Consider the following 17977-nt stretch of genomic DNA (forward strand, 5'->3'; position numbering starts at 1 on the left):
ACGATGCGGGGGCCCGGAGGTTCAGTACGGCTCCCGGCTTCCCTTCTCGGCGACGGTGACGGCGACGGCCCGGAGGGATCCGGTCCTGACGATCCGGCCCTCGTCGAAGGCATGCCGGCCGAGCGCCGCACCCCTCTGCGGGCATCCGGCTCCGGCCGAGCCGCCGCTCTCCGGTTCCGGCGGCGCCTCGTCTCCGCTCAACGAGCTTCCCGACGCGCCCTGTTGAGCTCCGGAAAACCTGTTGACCGGGGGCGGCGGGAGCATGAGAGCGTCGCCCTCGGCGGCATCAACGGGGGACGGTGGACGTGACCGGTACGGATGTGACGCGCGGTCTGCGGGCTGAGGACATTCCGCCCGGTCAGGGGCTGTGGACGCCGGACTTCCGGCTGTTCTTCACCGCCCGCACCGCCTCGCTGCTGGGGGACGCGATGCTCCCCGTCGCGATCACGGCCGCCGTGCTGCGGGCGGGATACGGAACGAGCGGGGTGGGGTATGCGCTCGCTGCGCTCGTCGCGCCGTTCGCCGCGCTGATCATTTTCGGCGGGGTGATGTCCGACCGCTTCGGCGCCCGGCGGCTGATGATCATCTCCGATGTCGCCCGGCTGGGCTCCCAGGGAGTGCTTGCGCTGCTGTTCCTGCTGGGCACACCGCCGTTGTGGCAGATCCTGGCGCTGCTGGCCCTGATCGGTGCGGGCAGCGCGCTCTTCCAGCCGGGTGTCGCCACCGTCACCCCGCTGATCGCCCATGACGTGCAGAAGGCCAATGCCACGCTGCGGGTCGCGGAGTCCGTCGCCGTGGTCATCGGGCCGTCCGTGGCCGGCCTCCTGCTGGTGGTCTCCTCACCGGCGGTGGTGGTCGGCGTCGACGCTCTGACCTACGCGGTGAGCGGCGTCTGCCTGCTCCGGCTCCGTTCGGTCCCGATGGGTCCGGCCGGACGGGCCGGCGCGTCGACGTTCCGGGCCGATCTGGTGGAGGGCTGGCGGGAGTTCCGGGCCAGGACCTGGCTGTGGAGTGTCATTGTCGTCTTCATGCTCTGGCAGCTGGCCGGGGCCGGGCCGACCACGACCCTCGGCAACAGCACACTCGTCACCGACCACGGGGCATCGGTGTTCGGCCTGGTCATGTCGTCCCTCGGGGCGGGAAGCGTCGTGGGCGGGCTCGTCGCGATGAGGTTCCGCCCGCGGTATCCGCTCCGGGCCGGCGCCCTCTCCATGGTCCTCTGGGTGCCGATGCCGCTGAGCGTCGCCCTCGGCCTTCCCGCGCCGCTCATCGCGGTCTGCTACGGGGTGAGCGGCGTGGGCATGGCGTTCTGGGTCGTCATGTTCCACACGAGCGTGCAGACGCATGTTCCGCACAACGTCCTCGGGCGGGTGCACGCCTATGACGCGGCCGGTTCGCTGGTGATGAAGCCCGTCGGGCAGGCGGTGGCCGGCCCGCTCGCGCTCGTCGTGGGGACCGTGCAGCTGCTGTACGTGTCCGCCGCCATGGCGCTGGTCGTCAGCGCCCTGCTGCTGGCGATCCCGGCCGTGCGCGGCCTGAAGCGCGCGCCGGGCATGCCCTGACGGAACCGGGAAGAGGCGCTCAGGTCAGGACGCCCGCCCGCCACACCTCCCGGACCAGCGGCACCCCCGGCCGGTAGGCCAGATGGACATGGCTGGGGGCGTCCAGCAGGACGAGATCGGCGCGGGCGCCGACCGCGATCCGGCCGATGTCGCTGCGGCGCAGCGCCGCCGCGCCGCCCGCGGTCGCGGACCAGACCGCCTCGTCGGGCGTCATGCCCATGTCCCGTACCGCGAGGGCGATGCAGAACGGCATGGACGAGGTGAACGACGAGCCGGGGTTGCAGTCCGTGGAGAGGGCGACCGTCGCGCCCGCGTTCAGCAGGCGGCGGGCGTCCGGCCAGGGCGCGCGGGTCGAGAACTCGGCGCCGGGCAGCAGGGTGGCGACCGTGGTGCCGTTTGCCAGGGCGTCGACGTCGGCGTCCGTCAGATGGGTGCAGTGGTCGGCGCTGGCGGCGCCCAGTTCGACCGCGAGCTGTACGCCGGGGCCGTGGCCGAGCTGGTTGGCGTGGACGCGCGGGACCAGCCCCTTCGCCGCTCCGGCGGTGAGGACGGCCCGCGCCTGGTCGCCGTCGAAGGCGCCCTTCTCGCAGAAGACGTCCACCCAGCGGGCGTGCGGGGCGCAGGCGTCGAGCATGGGGCCGGTGACGAGGTCGACGTATCCGGCGGGGTCGTCGGCGTACTCGGGGGCGACGATATGGGCGCCGAGATAGGTGGTCTCCTCGGTGTGCCGGGCGGCGATCCGCAGCGCGCGGGCCTCGTCCTCGACGGTGAGGCCGTAGCCGGACTTGGTCTCGAAGGTGGTGGTGCCCTGCCGCAGCGCCTCGGTGAGATAGCGGGTGACGTTGGCGTCGAGTTCGTCGTCGGTCGCGGCGCGGGTGGCGGCGACCGTGGTCCGGATGCCGCCCGCCCGGTAGGCGTGGCCGGACATCCGGGCGTTGAACTCGGCGGTGCGGTCGCCCGCGAAGACGAGGTGGGAGTGGGAGTCGACGAAGCCGGGGATCGCGGCCCGGCCCCCGGCGTCGTACCGTTCGTCGGCCTCGGGCGCCCGGTCCGCGGGGCCCGCCCAGACGAACCGGCCCCCGGCCATGACGACGGCGGCGTCGGGGAGCAGCCCGAGGGGGGTGGCGGCGTCGCCGGTGCCGGGGGTGTTGGTGACGAGGCTGCCGATGTTGGTGACGAGGGTGGTGGGGGCGGGAGTGGGGTTCACGGGGTTGCTCCGTTCATTCGTGGGAGGGGCGGCGGTACGGCGGCGGTATGCGCCGGGGCGCGCGTACCGCCCGTACCGCCTGCACCGGGCGCGCCGCCGTCATCTCGTCACCGCCGCGATCGCCCGCGCCAGCTCCCCCGCCGTGTCCGGTACGGTCCGGTGGACTCCCCCGGCGACCACGGTCCGGCCGCCGACCACCACGTCGCGGACGTCCGCCGCCGTCCCCGCGAAGACGACCGCTTCGGCGGCGAGCCGGGGCACCGGGCCCGCCGTCCGTACGGTGTCGAGGGCGACGGTCGTGAAGTCCGCGGGCGCGCCGGGCTCCAGTCGGCCCGCGCCGGGGCGGCCCAGCGCGGCATGCCCGTCCCCGGCGGCGGCCCGCAGCAGGGCGGCGGCCGTCCAGTGGCCGCGGGTGCGGGTCCGCAGCCGTTCGTCCAGCTCCATCGCGCGGGCCTCTTCGAGGAGGTCGATCACGGCGTGGCTGTCGCTGCCGAGGCTCAGGGGGCTGCCCGCCCGCTGGAGCGCGGCGGCGGGTCCGATGCCGTCCGCGAGGTCGCGTTCGGTGGTGGGGCACATGCAGACGCCCGCGCCGGAGCCGCCGAGGATCCGGATGTCGTCGTCGGTGAGATGGGTGGCGTGGACGGCGGTGGTGGTGGGCTTCCAGAAGCCGTGGCGGTCGAGGAGCGCCGTCGGGGTGACCCCGTGGACCGCGAGGCACGCCTCGTTCTCGGCGGGCTGTTCGGAGAGGTGGACATGGACGGGGACGCCGTCGGTGCGTTCCGCGAAGGCCGGGTATCCGTCGCTCTCGGCGAAGGCGCGGACCGAGTGGACGGCCGCGCCGACTGTGACGCGGTCGCCGTCGGCCCGCTCCCGGAGCCGGGTCCACCGCTCGTACCAGGCGTCCGCTGAGCCGTCGCCGAACCGGATCTGGGGTCCTTCGAGGGGCCGGTGGCCGTCGGCTGTGAGGCCGCCGTGGAGGTAGACGGTGTCCAGGAGGGTGATCCGGACGCCCGCGTCCCGGGCGGCTTCGATCAGCGCCTCGCCCATGGCGTTGGGGTCGGCGTACGGGGTGCCGTCGGGGCTGTGGTGCAGGTAGTGGAACTCACCGACCGCGGTGATGCCCGCGAGCGCCATCTCGGCATAGGCGGCGCGGGCGAGGGCGTGGTACGTGTCGGGGGTGAGCCGGGCCGCGACCCCGTACATGACCTCGCGCCAGGTCCAGAAGGTGCCGGAGCCGGTCTGGACGGTGCCGCGCAGGGCCCGGTGGAAGGCGTGGGAGTGGGCGTTGGCGAGCCCGGGGAGGGTGAGTCCGCGCAGCGGTACGGCGCCGGGCGGCGGCGCGTCGGGTCCGGGCCGTACGGTACGGATCAGCCCGTCGCTCCCGGTGTCGAGCACCACCCCGGGCTCGACCCGGTCCCCGAGCCACGCGTACTCGGCCCAGAAGGTCCGGCCGCCGGAGGACGGGGTCAGCGGCTCCCGCATGCCAGGCCCTCCAGTACGTCCGCCAGGGCCAGGACCCCGGCCGTGCAGTCGTCCTCGGACGCCGACTCCGCCGGGGAGTGGGAGACGCCCGTCGGATTGCGGACGAAGAGCATCGCGGTCGGTACGGAGCCGGAGAGGATGCCCGCGTCATGGCCCGCGCCCGTGCCGAGGACCGGGACGGAGCCGCCGAGCAGTCCGGCGAGTTCGTCGCGCAGGGCGTGGGCGAACTCGACGACGGGGGTGAAGGACTCCCGTACCAGCGTCACCTCGACGCGGTCGTGCGCCGCGCGCTCCCGGGCGGCGGACTCGACGGCGGCCACCACCTCGTCCAGCACCTGCGGGTCGGCGGCGCGGGCGTCCAGCCAGCCGCGGACCAGTGACGGGATGGCGTTGACGCCGTTCGGTTCGACCGCGACCCGGCCGAAGGTGGCGACCGCGCCGGTGTCCTCGGCGGCCCGGCGGGCGGCGAGCACGGTCGCGGCGAAGCCGAGCATCGGATCGCGGCGGTCGGTGATACGGGTGGTGCCCGCGTGGTTGGCCTCGCCCGCGAAGTCGAAGCGCCAGCGGCCGTGCGGCCAGATCGCGGAGGCGAGGCCGATCCGGTCGCCGGAGAGGTCGAGGGCGCGGCCCTGTTCGATGTGGAGTTCGACGAACGCGCCGATACGGGAGAGCCGTACGGGGTCGGGGCCGATGGCTTCGGGGTCGTAGCCCGCGTTCTCCATGGCCTCGGGCAGGGTGACGCCGTCCGCGTCCTGGAGCCGGTACGCGGCCTCCCTGGTGAGCACACCGGCGGTGAGGCGGGAGCCGGTGCAGGCCAGTCCGAAGCGGGCGCCCTCCTCGTCCCCGAAGTTGACGATGCCGACGGGGCGGCGGAACGCGGCTCCCCGCAGCCGGAGTTCGTCGAGGGCGGCGAAGGCGGAGACCACGCCGAGGGGCCCGTCGAAGGCGCCGCCGTCCGGTACGGAGTCCAGGTGCGAGCCGGTGACCACGGCGTTCCCGGCGGTGGGATCGCCCAGCCAGGCCCACTGGTTGCCGTTGCGGTCGGTCTCGTACGCGAGTCCGCGGGTCTCGGCCTGCTCCTGGAACCAGGTACGGCAGTCGGCGTCGGCGCCGGTCCAGGCGTGGCGCCGGTAGCCGCCGGTACGGGTATCGCGGCCGATCGGGGCCAGCTCCTTCCACATGGTGTGGAAGGAGGGGCCGACTGGGGATGCGGTCATGTCCGGTCCCCCTCGCCGGATTCCGCTGGGCCCCCGAGGTCCCCGCCTTCGCGCATCGGGATCCGTACCCCCTTCTCCTCCGCGACCGTCTCCGCCGTCCCGTACCCCGCGTCGACGTGCCGGATCACGCCCATCCCCGGGTCGTTGGTCAGCACCCGCCGGATCTTCTCCCCCGCCAGGGCCGTACCGTCGGCGACGGTGACCTGTCCGGCGTGGAGGGAGCGGCCCATGCCGACGCCCCCGCCGTGGTGGAGGGAGACCCAGGACGCGCCGGAGGCGACATTGACCATGGCGTTCAGCAGCGGCCAGTCCGCGATGGCGTCGGAGCCGTCGAGCATCGCCTCGGTCTCGCGGTACGGGGAGGCCACCGAGCCGCAGTCGAGGTGGTCGCGCCCGATGACGACCGGCGCGGCCAGCTCCCCGCTCGCGACCATGTCGTTGAAGCGTTCCCCGGCGCGGTCCCGCTCCCCGTACCCCAGCCAGCAGATCCGGGCGGGCAGCCCCTGGAACCGGACGCGTTCGCCCGCGAGTTTGATCCACCGGGCGAGGGATTCGTTCTCCGGGAAGAGGTCGAGGACCGCCCGGTCGGTCTTCGCGATATCGGCGGGGTCGCCGGAGAGTGCGGCCCAGCGGAACGGGCCCTTGCCCTCGCAGAACAGGGGCCGGATATAGGCCGGTACGAAACCGGGGAAGGCGAACGCCCGTTCGTATCCGGCGAGTTTCGCCTCGCCCCGGATGGAGTTTCCGTAGTCGAAGACCTCGGCGCCCGCGTCCTGGAAGCCGACCATCGCCTCCACATGCCGGGCCATGGACTGGCGGGCCCGGTCGGTGAATCCGGCCGGGTCCTTCGCGGCGGCGTCCGCCATCTCGCCGAAGTCCAGCCCGGCGGGGAGGTAGGAGAGGGGGTCGTGGGCGGAGGTCTGGTCGGTGACGATATCGACCGGGGCGCCCTCCGCGAGCAGCCTCGGGAGTATCTCGGCGGCGTTGCCGAGGAGTCCGACGGAGAGGGGGCGGCGGGCGTCGCGAGCCTCGACGGCCAGCTTCAGCGCCTGCTCGACGGAGTCGGCGCGGACATCGAGATAGCGGTGGGCGATCCGGCGTTCGATGGCGCGCGGATCGCAGTCGACGCAGATCGCGACGCCGTCGTTCATGGTGACGGCGAGCGGCTGGGCGCCGCCCATACCGCCCAGTCCTGCGGTGAGGGTGATGGTCCCGGCGAGGGTGCCGCCGAAGCGTTTCGCGGCGACGGCGGCGAAGGTCTCGTAGGTGCCCTGGAGGATGCCCTGGGTGCCGATGTAGATCCACGAGCCCGCGGTCATCTGCCCGTACATGGTGAGGCCGAGGGCTTCGAGGCGGCGGAACTCCTCCCAGTTGGCCCAGTCCCCGACGAGGTTGGAGTTGGCGATCAGGACCCGCGGGGCCCATTCGTGGGTCTGCATCACACCGACCGGGCGGCCCGACTGGACGAGCATCGTCTCGTCGGCCTTGAGGGTGGTCAGGGTGCGGACCATGGCGTCGTAGGAGCGCCAGTCACGGGCCGCCTTGCCGGTGCCGCCGTAGACGACGAGCCGGTCGGGGTGCTCCGCGACCTCGGGGTCCAGATTGTTGGCGAGCATGCGCAGGGCGGCCTCCTGCGGCCAGCCCGCGGCGGTCAGTTCCGTACCGCGGGCGGCTCGGACGGGCCGGGGCCCGGGTCCGGGTGCGGCTCCTGACATGGTGTGCCTCCTGTTTCCCGCTGGGGGCCCGGCGTCTCCGGCCCCGGGGCCACTGCCCTGCTCCGACTCGAACTATTCACATCCTGATCTCATGAATAGGCCTAGTCAACAGTCGCGCCCGGCCACCGGCGGATGGTTGGCTGAACCACATGACTCTCGAAGGACCTGAACGCGCCCGCCGCCGGGACGCGGCCGTACGCGCCGCCGTCGAACAGGGGCTGCTCGACGGGGACCAGATGGTCGCCGCGCTGCTCGACACCGCCGGAATACGTGCCTCCGCCGCCGCGCTGCGGTCCGCTTTCGCGGCCGTGACGGACGCACCCGTCCTGCACGCCTTCGCCGTGAAGGCCGCGCCGCTCGTGCCCGTGCTGACCCTGCTGAACGCCGAGGGCATCGGCGCGGAGGTGGCGAGCCCGGGCGAACTCGCCCTGGCCCGGGCGGCCGGGATCCCGCCGGAGCGGACCGTGCTGGACTCCCCGGCCAAGACCATGGCCGAGCTGCGCGAGGCGCTGGCGCTGGGCATCGCGCTCAACGCCGACAACGCGCAGGAGGTGGACCGGCTGGACGGTCTGGTGGCGGCCGCGGGGGCCGGCACCGTACCGCCGCTGGGTCTGCGGGTGAACGCGCAGGTCGGCGCGGGGGCGATCGGCGCGCTGTCGACGGCGACCGCGACGTCCAAATTCGGTTTCGCGCTCCAGGACGAGGGCGCCAGGAAGGCGCTCGTCGGGCTCTGCCTGGACCGGCCGTGGCTGACCCGGCTGCACACCCACTCCGGTTCGCAGGGCGTGCCGCTCGCCCGGATGGTCGCGGGCGTACGGGAGGTGTACGCCCTGGCCGAGGAGATCAACGCGGCGGCCGGGCGGCAGCAGATCGACACGATCGACATCGGCGGCGGACTGCCGGTGAACTTCGGCTCCGACGAGGAGACTCCGTCGTACGCGGAGTACGCCCGGCTGCTGCGGGCGGAGGTCCCCGGGCTGCTGGACGGGCGGTACGGCCTGGTCACCGAGTTCGGCCGGTCGCTGCTGGCCAAGCACGGCCTGATCCTCGCCAGGGTCGAGTACGCGAAGGTGTCCGGGGGCCGCCGGATCGCCCTGACCCACGCGGGGGTCCAGGTCGCCACCAGGACGGTGTACGACCCGGATTCCTGGCCGCTGCGGATCGCCGCCTACGACGGCACGGGCCGGCCCAAGACCGGGCCCGAGGTGGTGCAGGACGTGGCGGGACCGGCCTGCTTCGCCGGGGATCTGCTGGCGCGGGAGCGGGCGCTGCCGGAGCTGGCCGCGGGGGACGTGGTCGCCGCGCTGGACACCGGGGCGTACTACTTCTCGAACCACTACGGCTACAACAGCCTGCCGCGGCCGGGGGTGTACGGCTTCCGGGAGACGGGGCCGGACGGGCGGGTGTCGTTCGCGACCGTACGGGAAGCACAGACGGTGGCGGAGATCGTCGCGGAGTCGGGCGGGGCGCACCGGGACGCGCTGCTGTAGGCGCGGGGCTCGGCGGGGCGGGCACTCTATCGGTCCCGGGCATGTTCCGTTGGAAAATGCCGCAACTCCCGCCGGGGCCCACCACGTTGCGTAGTGTTCTGGTCACTGTCGTGCCGTGGCGCGCGGACCCGCGCGCGGGGAGGAGACGACTGGTGGCAGCCGAGGAGAACGTACTCGACGAACTCAGACGGCTGAGACTGCGCATGCCACAGCTCACCGGGGCCCTCGCGGCAGGCACCAACGGCCTGGTGCTCGGGGCCGACGCGGGGAACCCGGAGGGTGTGGCCGCGCTGACCGCCGCGGCGCTCGGGGTCTGCGTCCGGCTCACCGAGGCGGGCGGCCAGGGCCGGTTCCAGGAGCTGCTGGTCCGCGGCGAGCGGGGGTACGTCGCCAGCTATGCGGCGGGCTCGTCGGCGGTCCTGACCCTGCTGGCCGGGCCGCGTGTCAACATCGACCGCCTCCACCGGGAGGCCCGCCGCTCCGGCGCCCGCATCGGCGACCTGCTCGACGGGCGCACGCACCGCGCGTGCCCGGGCCCATGAGGGGCAGGCGCCGCGAAAGGCGGCCGACCTCGACGAACGCGAGCCGCGAAAGGCAACGGGCCGTGACGATCACGCACCGCGGAAGGCGACCGGCCGTGAGGGGCAGGCGCCGCGGAAGGCGGCTTGCCCTGACGGTCGCGTGCCGCGGAGGGCGACCGGCCCTGACGGTCCTCCGCTGCGGAAGGCGGGTCCGATGACCGCGGGAGGGGGTCTGGGCGACCGCCGCGCGGACTGGGTGGACCCCCGCTACGGGGAACTGGCGGAGCACGTGGACCGCGAGATCAGCCGCGCGTTCCGCAGACCCGACCCGACACCGTGCCCCGAATGCGGCGCGCTGGGCGTCCACGTCCTGCTGACGGAGGGCACCCGGGGGCCGGTCTCGGTCCCCTGCCTGGCGTGCTGAACGGCGGCGCCGCCGGGACGGCCGGCGGGCGCACGGACCGGCCCCGGGGAGCAGGCGGAAGGGGTCAGCGGCGCTTCGGCGCGGCCGTCCGGCGGCGGGCGCCGCCCGGGACCGCGTCGCCCGCGGCGATGCCCGTCGTACGGAAACCCTTCGCCTGCTTGCCGACCGGGCCGCGGGACATCCAGTCCGTACGGACCCAGAGCAGCGTCTCGGTGTCCCGCTCCCGGCGGCCCAGCCAGAGCGCCTTCGTCCACAGGCCCGCACCGGCTCCGGCCAGCAGCAGGCCCAGCGTGCCGGGCAGGGCGAAGGAGCTGACGACCGCCGCGGCGAAGGCGCCGAGCAGCCACCAGCGCAGGGCCCGGCGGCGCAGCTTCAGCGTCACCGCCCGGTCCTGGAGGACGTCGGAGCGCCCGGCGCGGGTCGCCGCGTCCGCGAAGTGGGTGTAGCGGCTTCGGCGGGCGACGGAGGTGACCGCCAGGGCCACCAGGAACAGCGCGGCCCCGGCCAGCAGGCCGATCCGGCGGCCCGTCAGACCGGGCACCAGGCCGCCGACGGCCGCGCCGAGCAGCCCGAGCCACCACAGGGGCGCCGCTCCCGCCCGTACGACGACCGCCACTCTCGCCAGCGACTGCGCCCCGCGTCCCACTCCGTACCCCTTCCACCGCCGTGCCTCTGCCGTTGCTTCCGGGGGAGGTTAGCGGCGGTTTCTGAGCGCCGCCTGAGAACGCCGGTTTGCCCCTTTACTGCCCGCCGGGCTATTCCACGAAGAGGCCGCGGGCCGCCGCGCCCGAGTCGAACTCCTCCAGCCGCGCCTGGGCGTCCGGCAGCTCGTCGCACATGGCCTCCAGCAGCACCCGGCCGAGCAGCATGGGGGCGCAGGCGGTGTCGAAGGAGAGGCCGGTGCCCACGGCGGCGGGGATCAGCACCTCGCTGACGGCGGCGACCGGGGCGAACGCGGAGTCCGCGACGGTGACGACGGTCAGCCCGGCGGTACGGGCGTGCCGGAGGGCGTCCACCACCTCGCGGGGGTGGCGGGGCAGCGCGAAGCAGAGCAGGGCGGTGGCGCCCGCGCGGCGGGCGTGGTCGATCCGGTCGGTGAGCAGGGAGCCGCCCTCGTCGAGGAGGCGGACGTCGGGGTGGACCTTGGCCGCGAAGTAGGCGAAACCGCGGGCCTGGGCGGCGGCGGCCCGCAATCCGAGGACGGGCAGCGGGCGGGAGGCCGCGAGGAGCCGGGCGGCGCGGACCACGGGCGACGGGTCGGCGAGGAGTTCGCCGAGGTGCTTCAGGTTCTCGATTTCGGCGCGGACCGCCTGCTGGTACTCGTTGAGGTCGTCCCCGGCGGGACCCGGGCCGGGCGGGACGATCTCGCGCAGATACTTGCGCAGCGCCGGATAGCCGTCGAAGCCGAGCGCGACGGCGAACCGGGTGACGGAGGGCTGGCTGACCCCGGCGACCTCGGCCAGCTCCACACTGGACAGGAAGGGCACGTCGGCGGCGCGGCGGACCATGCTGTGGGCGATCCGCCGCTGGGTGGGGGTGAGCCGGTGCCCCTCGAAGAGCTGCTGCAGCCGCGCGGCGGGACTGCCCGTCGCACCCGTCGCACCCGTCGTGCCCGTCATGCCCATGGTCCTCGTCTTCTGCTGGTCTCGTGGCGCGCGGATCCGTCCGGGTGCCCGCCGCGCCGCCGCGGTCGCGGTCCATCATGGGCCGCCGGGCACCGGTGATGCGGCCGGACGGCGGGATCCGGACTGCGTGATACGGGCTCCGCCGACCAGCGGGCCGGTCCCCGCACCCGCTCCGCTATTCAGCCACACCCCCCACTGAATGACCATATACAGCAGCCCGGCCGGGTACGGCACGGGTACGGTCCGGGCCCGGCCTTCCGGGAGCCCCGCCCGGGAAGACGGGGGTTACCCCCACTGACGCGTGCGGGGCGGGAACGTAGCGTGGTGGGCATGGAAGCCCGCGACCCAGAGCTGAAAAGAGAACTCGACGCGACGCTGCACGCGCGCCGCGAACTGGGCGAGGAGTACGAGTCCGCGCTCGTCGACTCGTTCCTGGAGAAGGTGGAGCAGCGTGTGGACGGTACGGTCGACCGTCGTGTCCGCAGACAGCTGGCGGAGCAGCAGATGGTCGTGGCGCGCGGCGCCCGCCCCCAGCAGCCGGTCGACTCGAACTTCGGCGAGCGGTTCGGCTTCGGGATCATCTCGATGATCCTGGCGGTGCCGCTGACTGCGATAGGCGTGGTCAACGCCGGGTTCAAGGGCCTGGTGGTGGCGTGGCTGGGCATTGTCGGGGTGAACTTCGTCCATGCGGCCCGGGGCAGCTTCCCGTGGCGCCGCCGGTCGGACGGGGACCGGGGCAAGGACGGTTCGGGCTCCGGCTGGGAGGGCTGACCGGCACCCGCCCCGGCACCCGGGCCCGGTCCCGGCACCCCTGCTTCGGGGCCGTTCACGGGTGGGAGGCGCGCCACCGGTCCCCGTACGAGCACGGGCGCCGTACGGGAGCTGTGAGAAGTACGCGGGGGCCGCCGCACACCCCGGGCCGCCTGCCCGGGGGCGGGACGACGGCGGTCCCCGCGTAGGACGCGGCCGGACCGGGCCGTTTCCGGCCGGTCACCACCGCGTCGGGCGCCTACGGGTCCGGGAGCCGCTCCGGAGGATCCAAGACGCCGGCTTGGCGTCGGCGGGGGCCCACCTGGCCAGGCCCCCGAGCCGACACCTCCACTCTCCCCGATCAGTGTTAACCGGGTGCTGCGGCGGTGTGAAAGCCGTGTTCCAGCCCGGTGAACCGGCCCGGCGGATCCCCGGGTACGGCACCGGCCTCCCGCTGCCGCCTCCTGCTACTTCGCGCCGTCCGCGAGGAAGGAGAGCAGGTCCTGGCGGCTGACGACGCCCATGGGCTTCCCCTCCACCAGCACGATCGCCGCATCCGCCGCGCTGGCGCTGTCGCTCAGCACCGCCATCAGGTCCGATACCGGCTCCCCGGAGCCGACCTGCGGCAGCGGGGCGCTCATGTGCTTCTCCAGCGGGTCGGTGAGGACGGCCCGCCCGGTGTAGAGGGCGCCCAGCAGCTCCCGCTCCACCACCGAACCGATGACCTCGGCAGCCATCACGTCCGGATGACCGGCGCCCGGCTTGACGATGGGCATCTGGGAGACCGCGTACTCCCGCAGCACGTCGATCGCCTCGCCCACGGTCTCCTCCGGGTGCATATGCACCAGGCTGGGGATCTTCCCGCGCTCCTTGTGGCGCAGGACGTCGCCGACGGAGGCGGCGGGACCGGCCTCCTCCAGGAACCCGTAGTCGGCCATCCACTCGTCGTTGAAGATCTTCGACAGATAGCCGCGCCCGCTGTCGGGCAGCAGGACGACCACCACGTCGTCGGGGCCGAGCCGCTCCGCGACCCGCAGCGCCGCGACCACGGCCATCCCGCAGGAGCCGCCGACCAGCAGGCCCTCCTCCTTGGCGAGGCGGCGGGTCATCTGGAAGGAGTCCTTGTCGGAGACGGCGACGATCTCGTCCGTCACCGTCGCGTCGTAGGCGGTCGGCCAGAAGTCCTCACCGACGCCCTCGACGAGGTACGGACGGCCCGAGCCGCCGCTGTAGACCGAGCCCTCCGGGTCGGCGCCCACGATCCGGACCCGGCCGTCACTGGCTTCCTTGAGATAGCGGCCGGTGCCGGAGATCGTGCCGCCGGTACCGACGCCCGCGACGAAATGGGTGATCTTTCCCTCGGTCTGTTCCCAGAGTTCGGGACCGGTGGTCTCGTAGTGCGAGCGGGGGTTGTTCGGGTTGGAGTACTGGTCGGGCTTCCAGGCCCCCGGGGTCTCCCGGACCAGCCGGTCGGAGACGTTGTAATACGAATCCGGGTGCTCGGGGTCGACTGCGGTGGGGCAGACGACGACCTCGGCACCGTAGGCCCGCAGCACGTTGATCTTGTCCGTGGACACCTTGTCCGGGCAGACGAAGATGCACTTGTAGCCCTTCTGCTGGGCCACGATCGCCAGGCCGACCCCGGTGTTTCCGCTGGTCGGCTCCACGATCGTGCCCCCGGGCAGCAGGGCGCCGCTCTCCTCCGCCGCTTCGATCATGCGCAGCGCGATCCGGTCCTTGACCGAGCCGCCGGGATTGAAGTACTCGACCTTGGCCAGGACGGTCGCCCGAATGCCCTCGGTCACGCTGTTCAGCTTCACCAGCGGGGTGTTGCCGACCAGGCTGATCATCGAATCGTGGAAGCGCACAATTGTTCTCCGGGATCTCCGACTGAGGGGTGCTGAAGGGCAGCCCATTGAGGGTGCGGTAAAGCGTATGCGGAGGTGACGGTGATTGGGCGGTGCCGGTTACCGGGCAGTTAGCTCTTTGACGACAGGAGGTGGGCGGTGTCGGGAGCGAGAGTGGCACGGCGGATCGCCGCGGGCGCGGCCTACGGCGGGGGCGGCGTCGGCCTGGTCGGTGTCGCCGCGGTGGGTGTGCTGCTGGCGGAGGTCCAGCTGGCGAAGCGCTCGGTCGGCGGTGGTGTCGCCCCGCTGCCGCCGCGCGGCGACGGGCTGTACGGCCTGGCCTTCGGACGGTCCCGGCCACTCTTCCTGGGACTGCTCGGCGACTCCACGGCGGCCGGACAGGGCGTGCGCCGGGCCGGACAGACCCCGGCGGCCCTGCTGGCCTCCGGTCTGGCCGCGGTCGCCGAGCAGCCGGTGGACGTGGTCAATGTCGCCCTGCCGGGGGCCCGCTCCGACGATCTCGACCGCCAGGTGACCCTGCTGCTCTCGGACACCTCCCGGCTGCCCGACGTCTGCGTGATCATGATCGGGGCCAATGACGTCACGCACCGGATGCCGCCGACGGAGTCCGTCCGGCATCTCGCGGCGGCGGTCCGGCGGCTCCGTACCGCGGGCGCGGAGGTGGTCGTCGGCACCTGCCCGGATCTGGGCACCATCGAGCCGGTGTACCAGCCGCTGCGCTGGCTGGCCCGCCGGGTCTCGCGCCAGCTGGCCGCGGCCCAGACGATCGTGACGGTCGAGCAGGGCGGCCGGACGGTATCGCTGGGGGATCTGCTGGGGCCGGAGTTCGCGGCGAATCCGCGGGAGATGTTCTCCGTCGACAACTACCACCCCTCGGCGGAGGGGTACGCGACGGCGGCCATGGCGATGCTTCCCACGCTCTGCGCGGCCCTCGGCCTCTGGCCGGAGCCGGACCGGCCGGACGCATCGCGGGACGAGAGCGTCCTCCCGGTGGCCCAGGCGGCGGCCACCGCGGCCAGGGAGGCGGGCACCGAGGTCACCCCGTCCCGCGCCCCCTGGGCCCTCCTCAAACACCGCCGCCGCCGTCGCCTCCCGGAGGAGTCCGCGGCGGCCGGGGAAGCCGGGGAAGAAGCGGAATCCGCCGGGCCCGCGGCCGGTCGCCCCGGCGCGGCCCCCTCCGCCCACCGGTCGGGCTTCCGGGTGCACCGCCGCTGAACCCGGAGCATGCGGTGAGCGGGCGCTTAGAATTGAGGTGACCGTCACACTCCGGCACCCGTGACCCTGTGGCTACCTAGCGGTAGCTTCCATCCCGTCCGCCCTCTTCACCTGGAGCCGTGATGCCCGAAGCCGTCATCGTTTCCGCCGCCCGCAGCCCGATCGGCCGGGCCTTCAAGGGCTCCCTGAAGGAGCTGCGGGCCGATGATCTGACCGCGACGATCATCGGGGCCGCCCTGGCGAAGGTGCCGGAGCTGGACCCCGCCGAGATCGACGACCTGATGCTCGGCTGCGGTCTGCCCGGCGGCGAGCAGGGCTACAACCTCGCGCGGATCGTCGCCGTCCGGATGGGCCTGGACCAGCTCCCGGGCTGTACGGTCACCCGCTACTGCTCCTCCTCCCTGCAGACCTCCCGGATGGCGCTCCATGCCATCAAGGCCGGCGAGGGCGACGTCTTCGTCTCGGCCGGGGTCGAGATGGTGTCGCGCTTCACGAAGGGGTCGTCCGACGGCCTGCCGGACACCCAGAACCCGGTCTTCGCCGAGGCGCAGGCCCGTACCGAGAAGGTCGCGGAGGGCGGCGCCGACGGCTGGCACGACCCGCGCGAGGACGGGCTGCTGCCCGACCCCTATATCGCGATGGGCCAGACCGCGGAGAACCTGGCCCGCCTCAAGGGCGTCACCCGCCGCGAGATGGACGAGTTCGGCGTACGGTCGCAGAACCTCGCGGAGGCGGCCATCGCGGCGGGATTCTGGGAGCGCGAGATCACCCCGGTGACCACGCCCGACGGCACGGTCGTCAGCGCCGACGACGGCCCCCGCGCGGGCGTCACCCTGGAGGGCGTCGAGGCGCTGAAGCCGGTGTTCCGGCCGGACGGCCTGATCACCGCGGGCAACTGCTGCCCGCTGAACGACGGCGCCGCCGCGCTGGTGATCATGAGTGACACCAAGGCCCGGGAGCTGGGGCTGACCCCGCTGGCGCGGATCGTCTCCACGGGCGTCTCGGCGCTCTCGCCGGAGATCATGGGGTACGGCCCGGTGGAGGCGTCGAAGCAGGCGCTGGCCCGTGCCGGGCTGACGATCGGCGATATCGACCTGGTCGAGATCAACGAGGCCTTCGCCGCGCAGGTCATCCCCTCCTACCGGGACCTCGGGGTCGACCTCGACAAGCTGAACGTCAACGGCGGCGCGATCGCGGTGGGCCACCCGTACGGAATGACGGGCGCCCGGATCACGACCACCCTGATCAACAGCCTCCAGTTCCACGACAAGCAGTTCGCGCTGGAGACGATGTGTGTGGGTGGGGGGCAGGGAATGGCGATGGTGCTGGAGCGGCTGAGCTGAGCGGCAGCGGAGGGTAGGGGTCGTCCGAGGAACGAGGACGGCACCTGCCTGCAGCGAACGCGAAGCTCAACGCGACCAACTAAACCGGCGGATGAGCTGAGCGGCAGCGGAGGGTAGGGGTCGTCCGAGGAACGAGGACGGCACCTGCCCGCAGCGAACGCGAAGCTCAACGCGACCAACAAAACCGGCGGCTGAGCTGAGCGGCAGCGGAGGGTAGGGGTCGCCCGAGGAACGAGGACGGCACCTGCCCGCAGCGAACGCGAAGCTCAACACGACCAACAAAACCGGCGGCTGAGCTGAGCGCGGAACCCGGGAAAACCTGCGGAGAACCGGCGGGGAAGAGTTCGCGCCGGAATCGGGCAAAGGCCCGGTTTCCGGCGCCTTCCCTCTCCGGGACCGGAAAATGAGGCACGTTCTCCAGCCGTGATAGAAACAGCCCCAGGCTGTGATCTAACCCCTCCCTCTGCTACATTTCCGCAGGTCAGCAACGTCTGCACGGTAAACCCCGGGCCAAAAGTCCTGTCCAATTCGTGACGTATTGCACTGACAGGACCGGCATCCCCCTTGCAAGCTGATGTAGGAAGTCGGGGGTGTCGACGAAACCGGGAGTACGTCAGTGAGCGCTCTGTCACTTGCTCTGCTGCTGACCACGGCCGCTGCCACGGTCGTGGGCGCCGCGTCCCTGCACGCCGCCCGCGGCCTGCGCCGCCAGGTCACCGCCCTGCGCACCGAGCTGTCCGCCGCCACCGTCGCCGCCCGGGCCACCACGGCCGCCGCGACCGCCGCCGCTTCCGTACCGCAGGCACGGCACACCCCGGCCGCCGAGATACGCGCGGCCGTCGCCGAGGCACTCGCCGAGGAGCGTGAGCGCGAACTGGCGGAGGCCAGGGCGTTCTGGGCCGCCCAGGAGGCGCGGGACGCCGCCGATGCGCCCGCACCGCTCGTGGGCGGGGTGTCGGCGCCCGCTCCGGCCGGCGCTCCCGGCGACGAGCTGCCCTTCTACGTACCGCGGCAGGCGGATCTCGTGGGCCTGGAGGCCCTGGAGGCCGTCGACTACGACATGGCGGAGGCGCTGGACGAGCTGGCGGACCTGGCCGATATCGCCGACGGGCCCGACGCCCTCGACGCCACCGACGCCCTCGATGCCACCGAGTATGCAGAGGACTCCCCCGAGCTGGCCGCCGCCCGCCGCCGGCACCCTTCGCACCCCGATTTCGTCCCGGCGCAGTCGCCGGTCTCCACGGACCACGAGCGCACGGTGGCCCGGCTGGAGGAGCTGGCCGACTCCGGGACCGAACTGGCCGACGTACGGCCCGGACCGCTCGGCACCCTCGACGTGTACGTCTTCGTGGACGGTACGACGCTCTGCATGACCCCCGGCCACCGGGAGACCGCCGAACGCCTCGCGCAGGCCCTGCGCGACGGTGACACGCCCTTCCTGCTGGGCGGCTCCGGGGTCTCCGGGGCGTACGCGCTGACCTTCCTCTGCGGTGACGAGCCCGTCTACATCCTCGCGGACCGGGTCATCGCGTCCCTCTGAGCCGGCCCTCACGGCCCT

16 protein-coding genes are annotated in these 17977 nt (G+C 73.2%); 8 read left to right on the forward strand and 8 right to left on the reverse strand.

All coding sequences use genetic code 11. The features are described from left to right. Positions 1-21: 21 nt before the first annotated feature. Positions 22-201, reverse strand: a complete 180-nt coding sequence (locus B7R87_RS11465) for a hypothetical protein (protein WP_040916065.1) — start codon at positions 199-201, stop codon at positions 22-24. Between the two features lie 119 nt (positions 202-320). Here B7R87_RS11465 and B7R87_RS11470 point away from each other — a divergent pair, with 119 nt between their 5' ends. After that, positions 321-1562 (forward strand): MFS transporter, encoded by a 1242-nt coding sequence (locus B7R87_RS11470; protein ID WP_052704637.1) that lies wholly within the window; start codon positions 321-323, stop codon positions 1560-1562. Positions 1563-1581: 19 nt separating this feature from the next. Here the strand turns inward: B7R87_RS11470 and hutI are convergent, their stop codons facing one another. From hutI to hutU, 4 genes are all read right to left on the reverse strand, one after another. Continuing rightward, entirely contained in the window at positions 1582-2769 is a 1188-nt protein-coding gene (gene hutI / locus B7R87_RS11475; RefSeq protein ID WP_006348868.1) for an imidazolonepropionase, read from the reverse strand. A gap of 99 nt (positions 2770-2868) precedes the next feature. Further along, entirely contained in the window at positions 2869-4251 is a 1383-nt protein-coding gene (locus tag B7R87_RS11480; RefSeq protein WP_130585044.1) for a formimidoylglutamate deiminase, read from the reverse strand. Beyond that, positions 4236-5468: an allantoate amidohydrolase gene (locus B7R87_RS11485; protein ID WP_006348865.1), complete on the reverse strand. Its 1233-nt coding sequence runs from the start codon at positions 5466-5468 to the stop codon at positions 4236-4238. Before B7R87_RS11485 ends, B7R87_RS11480 begins: the two co-directional genes overlap by 16 nt. After that, positions 5465-7183 carry a urocanate hydratase gene (gene hutU / locus B7R87_RS11490; protein ID WP_006348864.1) on the reverse strand — a complete coding sequence of 573 codons (1719 nt, stop codon included), beginning with the start codon at positions 7181-7183 and terminating at the stop codon, positions 5465-5467. The genes B7R87_RS11485 and hutU overlap by 4 nt, the downstream gene beginning before the upstream one ends. A 149-nt stretch (positions 7184-7332) precedes the next feature. Here hutU and B7R87_RS11495 point away from each other — a divergent pair, with 149 nt between their 5' ends. From B7R87_RS11495 to B7R87_RS11505, 3 genes are all read left to right on the forward strand, one after another. Continuing rightward, complete coding sequence (locus B7R87_RS11495) at positions 7333-8673, forward strand: type III PLP-dependent enzyme domain-containing protein (RefSeq protein ID WP_006348863.1); 1341 nt, start codon at positions 7333-7335, stop codon at positions 8671-8673. Between the two features lie 152 nt (positions 8674-8825). Beyond that, positions 8826-9215: a roadblock/LC7 domain-containing protein gene (locus B7R87_RS11500; protein WP_006348862.1), complete on the forward strand. Its 390-nt coding sequence runs from the start codon at positions 8826-8828 to the stop codon at positions 9213-9215. Positions 9216-9408: 193 nt separating this feature from the next. Further along, a complete protein-coding gene (locus B7R87_RS11505) occupies positions 9409-9618 on the forward strand; it encodes a hypothetical protein (RefSeq protein WP_006348861.1) in 210 nt (69 codons plus the stop codon). Between the two features lie 64 nt (positions 9619-9682). On the opposite strand, the gene B7R87_RS11510 is transcribed toward B7R87_RS11505, so the two are convergent. Together B7R87_RS11510 and B7R87_RS11515 are read right to left on the reverse strand one after the other, a co-directional pair. Further along, positions 9683-10264 carry a hypothetical protein gene (locus B7R87_RS11510; RefSeq protein ID WP_130585045.1) on the reverse strand — a complete coding sequence of 194 codons (582 nt, stop codon included), beginning with the start codon at positions 10262-10264 and terminating at the stop codon, positions 9683-9685. Between the two features lie 109 nt (positions 10265-10373). Further along, a complete protein-coding gene (locus tag B7R87_RS11515; protein ID WP_006348859.1) occupies positions 10374-11237 on the reverse strand; it encodes a MurR/RpiR family transcriptional regulator in 864 nt (287 codons plus the stop codon). Positions 11238-11573: 336 nt separating this feature from the next. Between B7R87_RS11515 and B7R87_RS11520 the strand changes: the two genes are divergently transcribed. Then, on the forward strand, positions 11574-12014 hold the full coding sequence (locus tag B7R87_RS11520; protein WP_006348858.1) for a hypothetical protein: 441 nt from the start codon (positions 11574-11576) through the stop codon (positions 12012-12014). 446 nt (positions 12015-12460) lie between these two features. Here B7R87_RS11520 and B7R87_RS11525 read toward each other — a convergent pair whose 3' ends face one another. Next, entirely contained in the window at positions 12461-13861 is a 1401-nt protein-coding gene (locus B7R87_RS11525; RefSeq protein ID WP_006348857.1) for a cystathionine beta-synthase, read from the reverse strand. A 153-nt stretch (positions 13862-14014) separates the two neighbouring features. Here B7R87_RS11525 and B7R87_RS11530 point away from each other — a divergent pair, with 153 nt between their 5' ends. The 3 genes from B7R87_RS11530 to B7R87_RS11540 all read left to right on the forward strand — a co-directional run bounded on the left by B7R87_RS11530 (position 14015) and on the right by B7R87_RS11540 (position 17959). Next, the gene (locus tag B7R87_RS11530) at positions 14015-15076 is read left to right on the forward strand and encodes an SGNH/GDSL hydrolase family protein (RefSeq protein ID WP_006348856.1); all 1062 of its coding nucleotides are present in this window, start codon (positions 14015-14017) and stop codon (positions 15074-15076) included. A 122-nt stretch (positions 15077-15198) separates the two neighbouring features. Continuing rightward, complete coding sequence (locus B7R87_RS11535; RefSeq protein WP_006348855.1) at positions 15199-16419, forward strand: acetyl-CoA C-acetyltransferase; 1221 nt, start codon at positions 15199-15201, stop codon at positions 16417-16419. A 616-nt stretch (positions 16420-17035) separates the two neighbouring features. Further along, positions 17036-17959, forward strand: a complete 924-nt coding sequence (locus tag B7R87_RS11540; RefSeq protein WP_130585046.1) for a hypothetical protein — start codon at positions 17036-17038, stop codon at positions 17957-17959. The last annotated feature ends 18 nt before the right edge of the window (positions 17960-17977 follow it).

The sequence above is a fragment of the Streptomyces tsukubensis genome, assembly GCF_003932715.1.
GTDB lineage: Bacteria > Actinomycetota > Actinomycetes > Streptomycetales > Streptomycetaceae > Streptomyces > Streptomyces tsukubensis.

Excerpts from the sequence above, each read along its gene's own strand:
- B7R87_RS11495 (WP_006348863.1), top strand. The coding sequence starts at position 7,333 with ATGACTCTCGAAGGACCTGAACGCGCCCGCCGCCGGGACGCGGCCGTA.
- B7R87_RS11480 (WP_130585044.1), bottom strand. The coding sequence starts at position 4,251 with ATGCGGGAGCCGCTGACCCCGTCCTCCGGCGGCCGGACCTTCTGGGCC.
- B7R87_RS11520 (WP_006348858.1), top strand. The coding sequence starts at position 11,574 with ATGGAAGCCCGCGACCCAGAGCTGAAAAGAGAACTCGACGCGACGCTG.
- B7R87_RS11505 (WP_006348861.1), top strand. The coding sequence starts at position 9,409 with ATGACCGCGGGAGGGGGTCTGGGCGACCGCCGCGCGGACTGGGTGGAC.
- B7R87_RS11535 (WP_006348855.1), top strand. The coding sequence starts at position 15,199 with ATGCCCGAAGCCGTCATCGTTTCCGCCGCCCGCAGCCCGATCGGCCGG.
- hutU (WP_006348864.1), bottom strand. The coding sequence starts at position 7,183 with ATGTCAGGAGCCGCACCCGGACCCGGGCCCCGGCCCGTCCGAGCCGCC.
- B7R87_RS11485 (WP_006348865.1), bottom strand. The coding sequence starts at position 5,468 with ATGACCGCATCCCCAGTCGGCCCCTCCTTCCACACCATGTGGAAGGAG.
- B7R87_RS11515 (WP_006348859.1), bottom strand. The coding sequence starts at position 11,237 with ATGACGGGCACGACGGGTGCGACGGGTGCGACGGGCAGTCCCGCCGCG.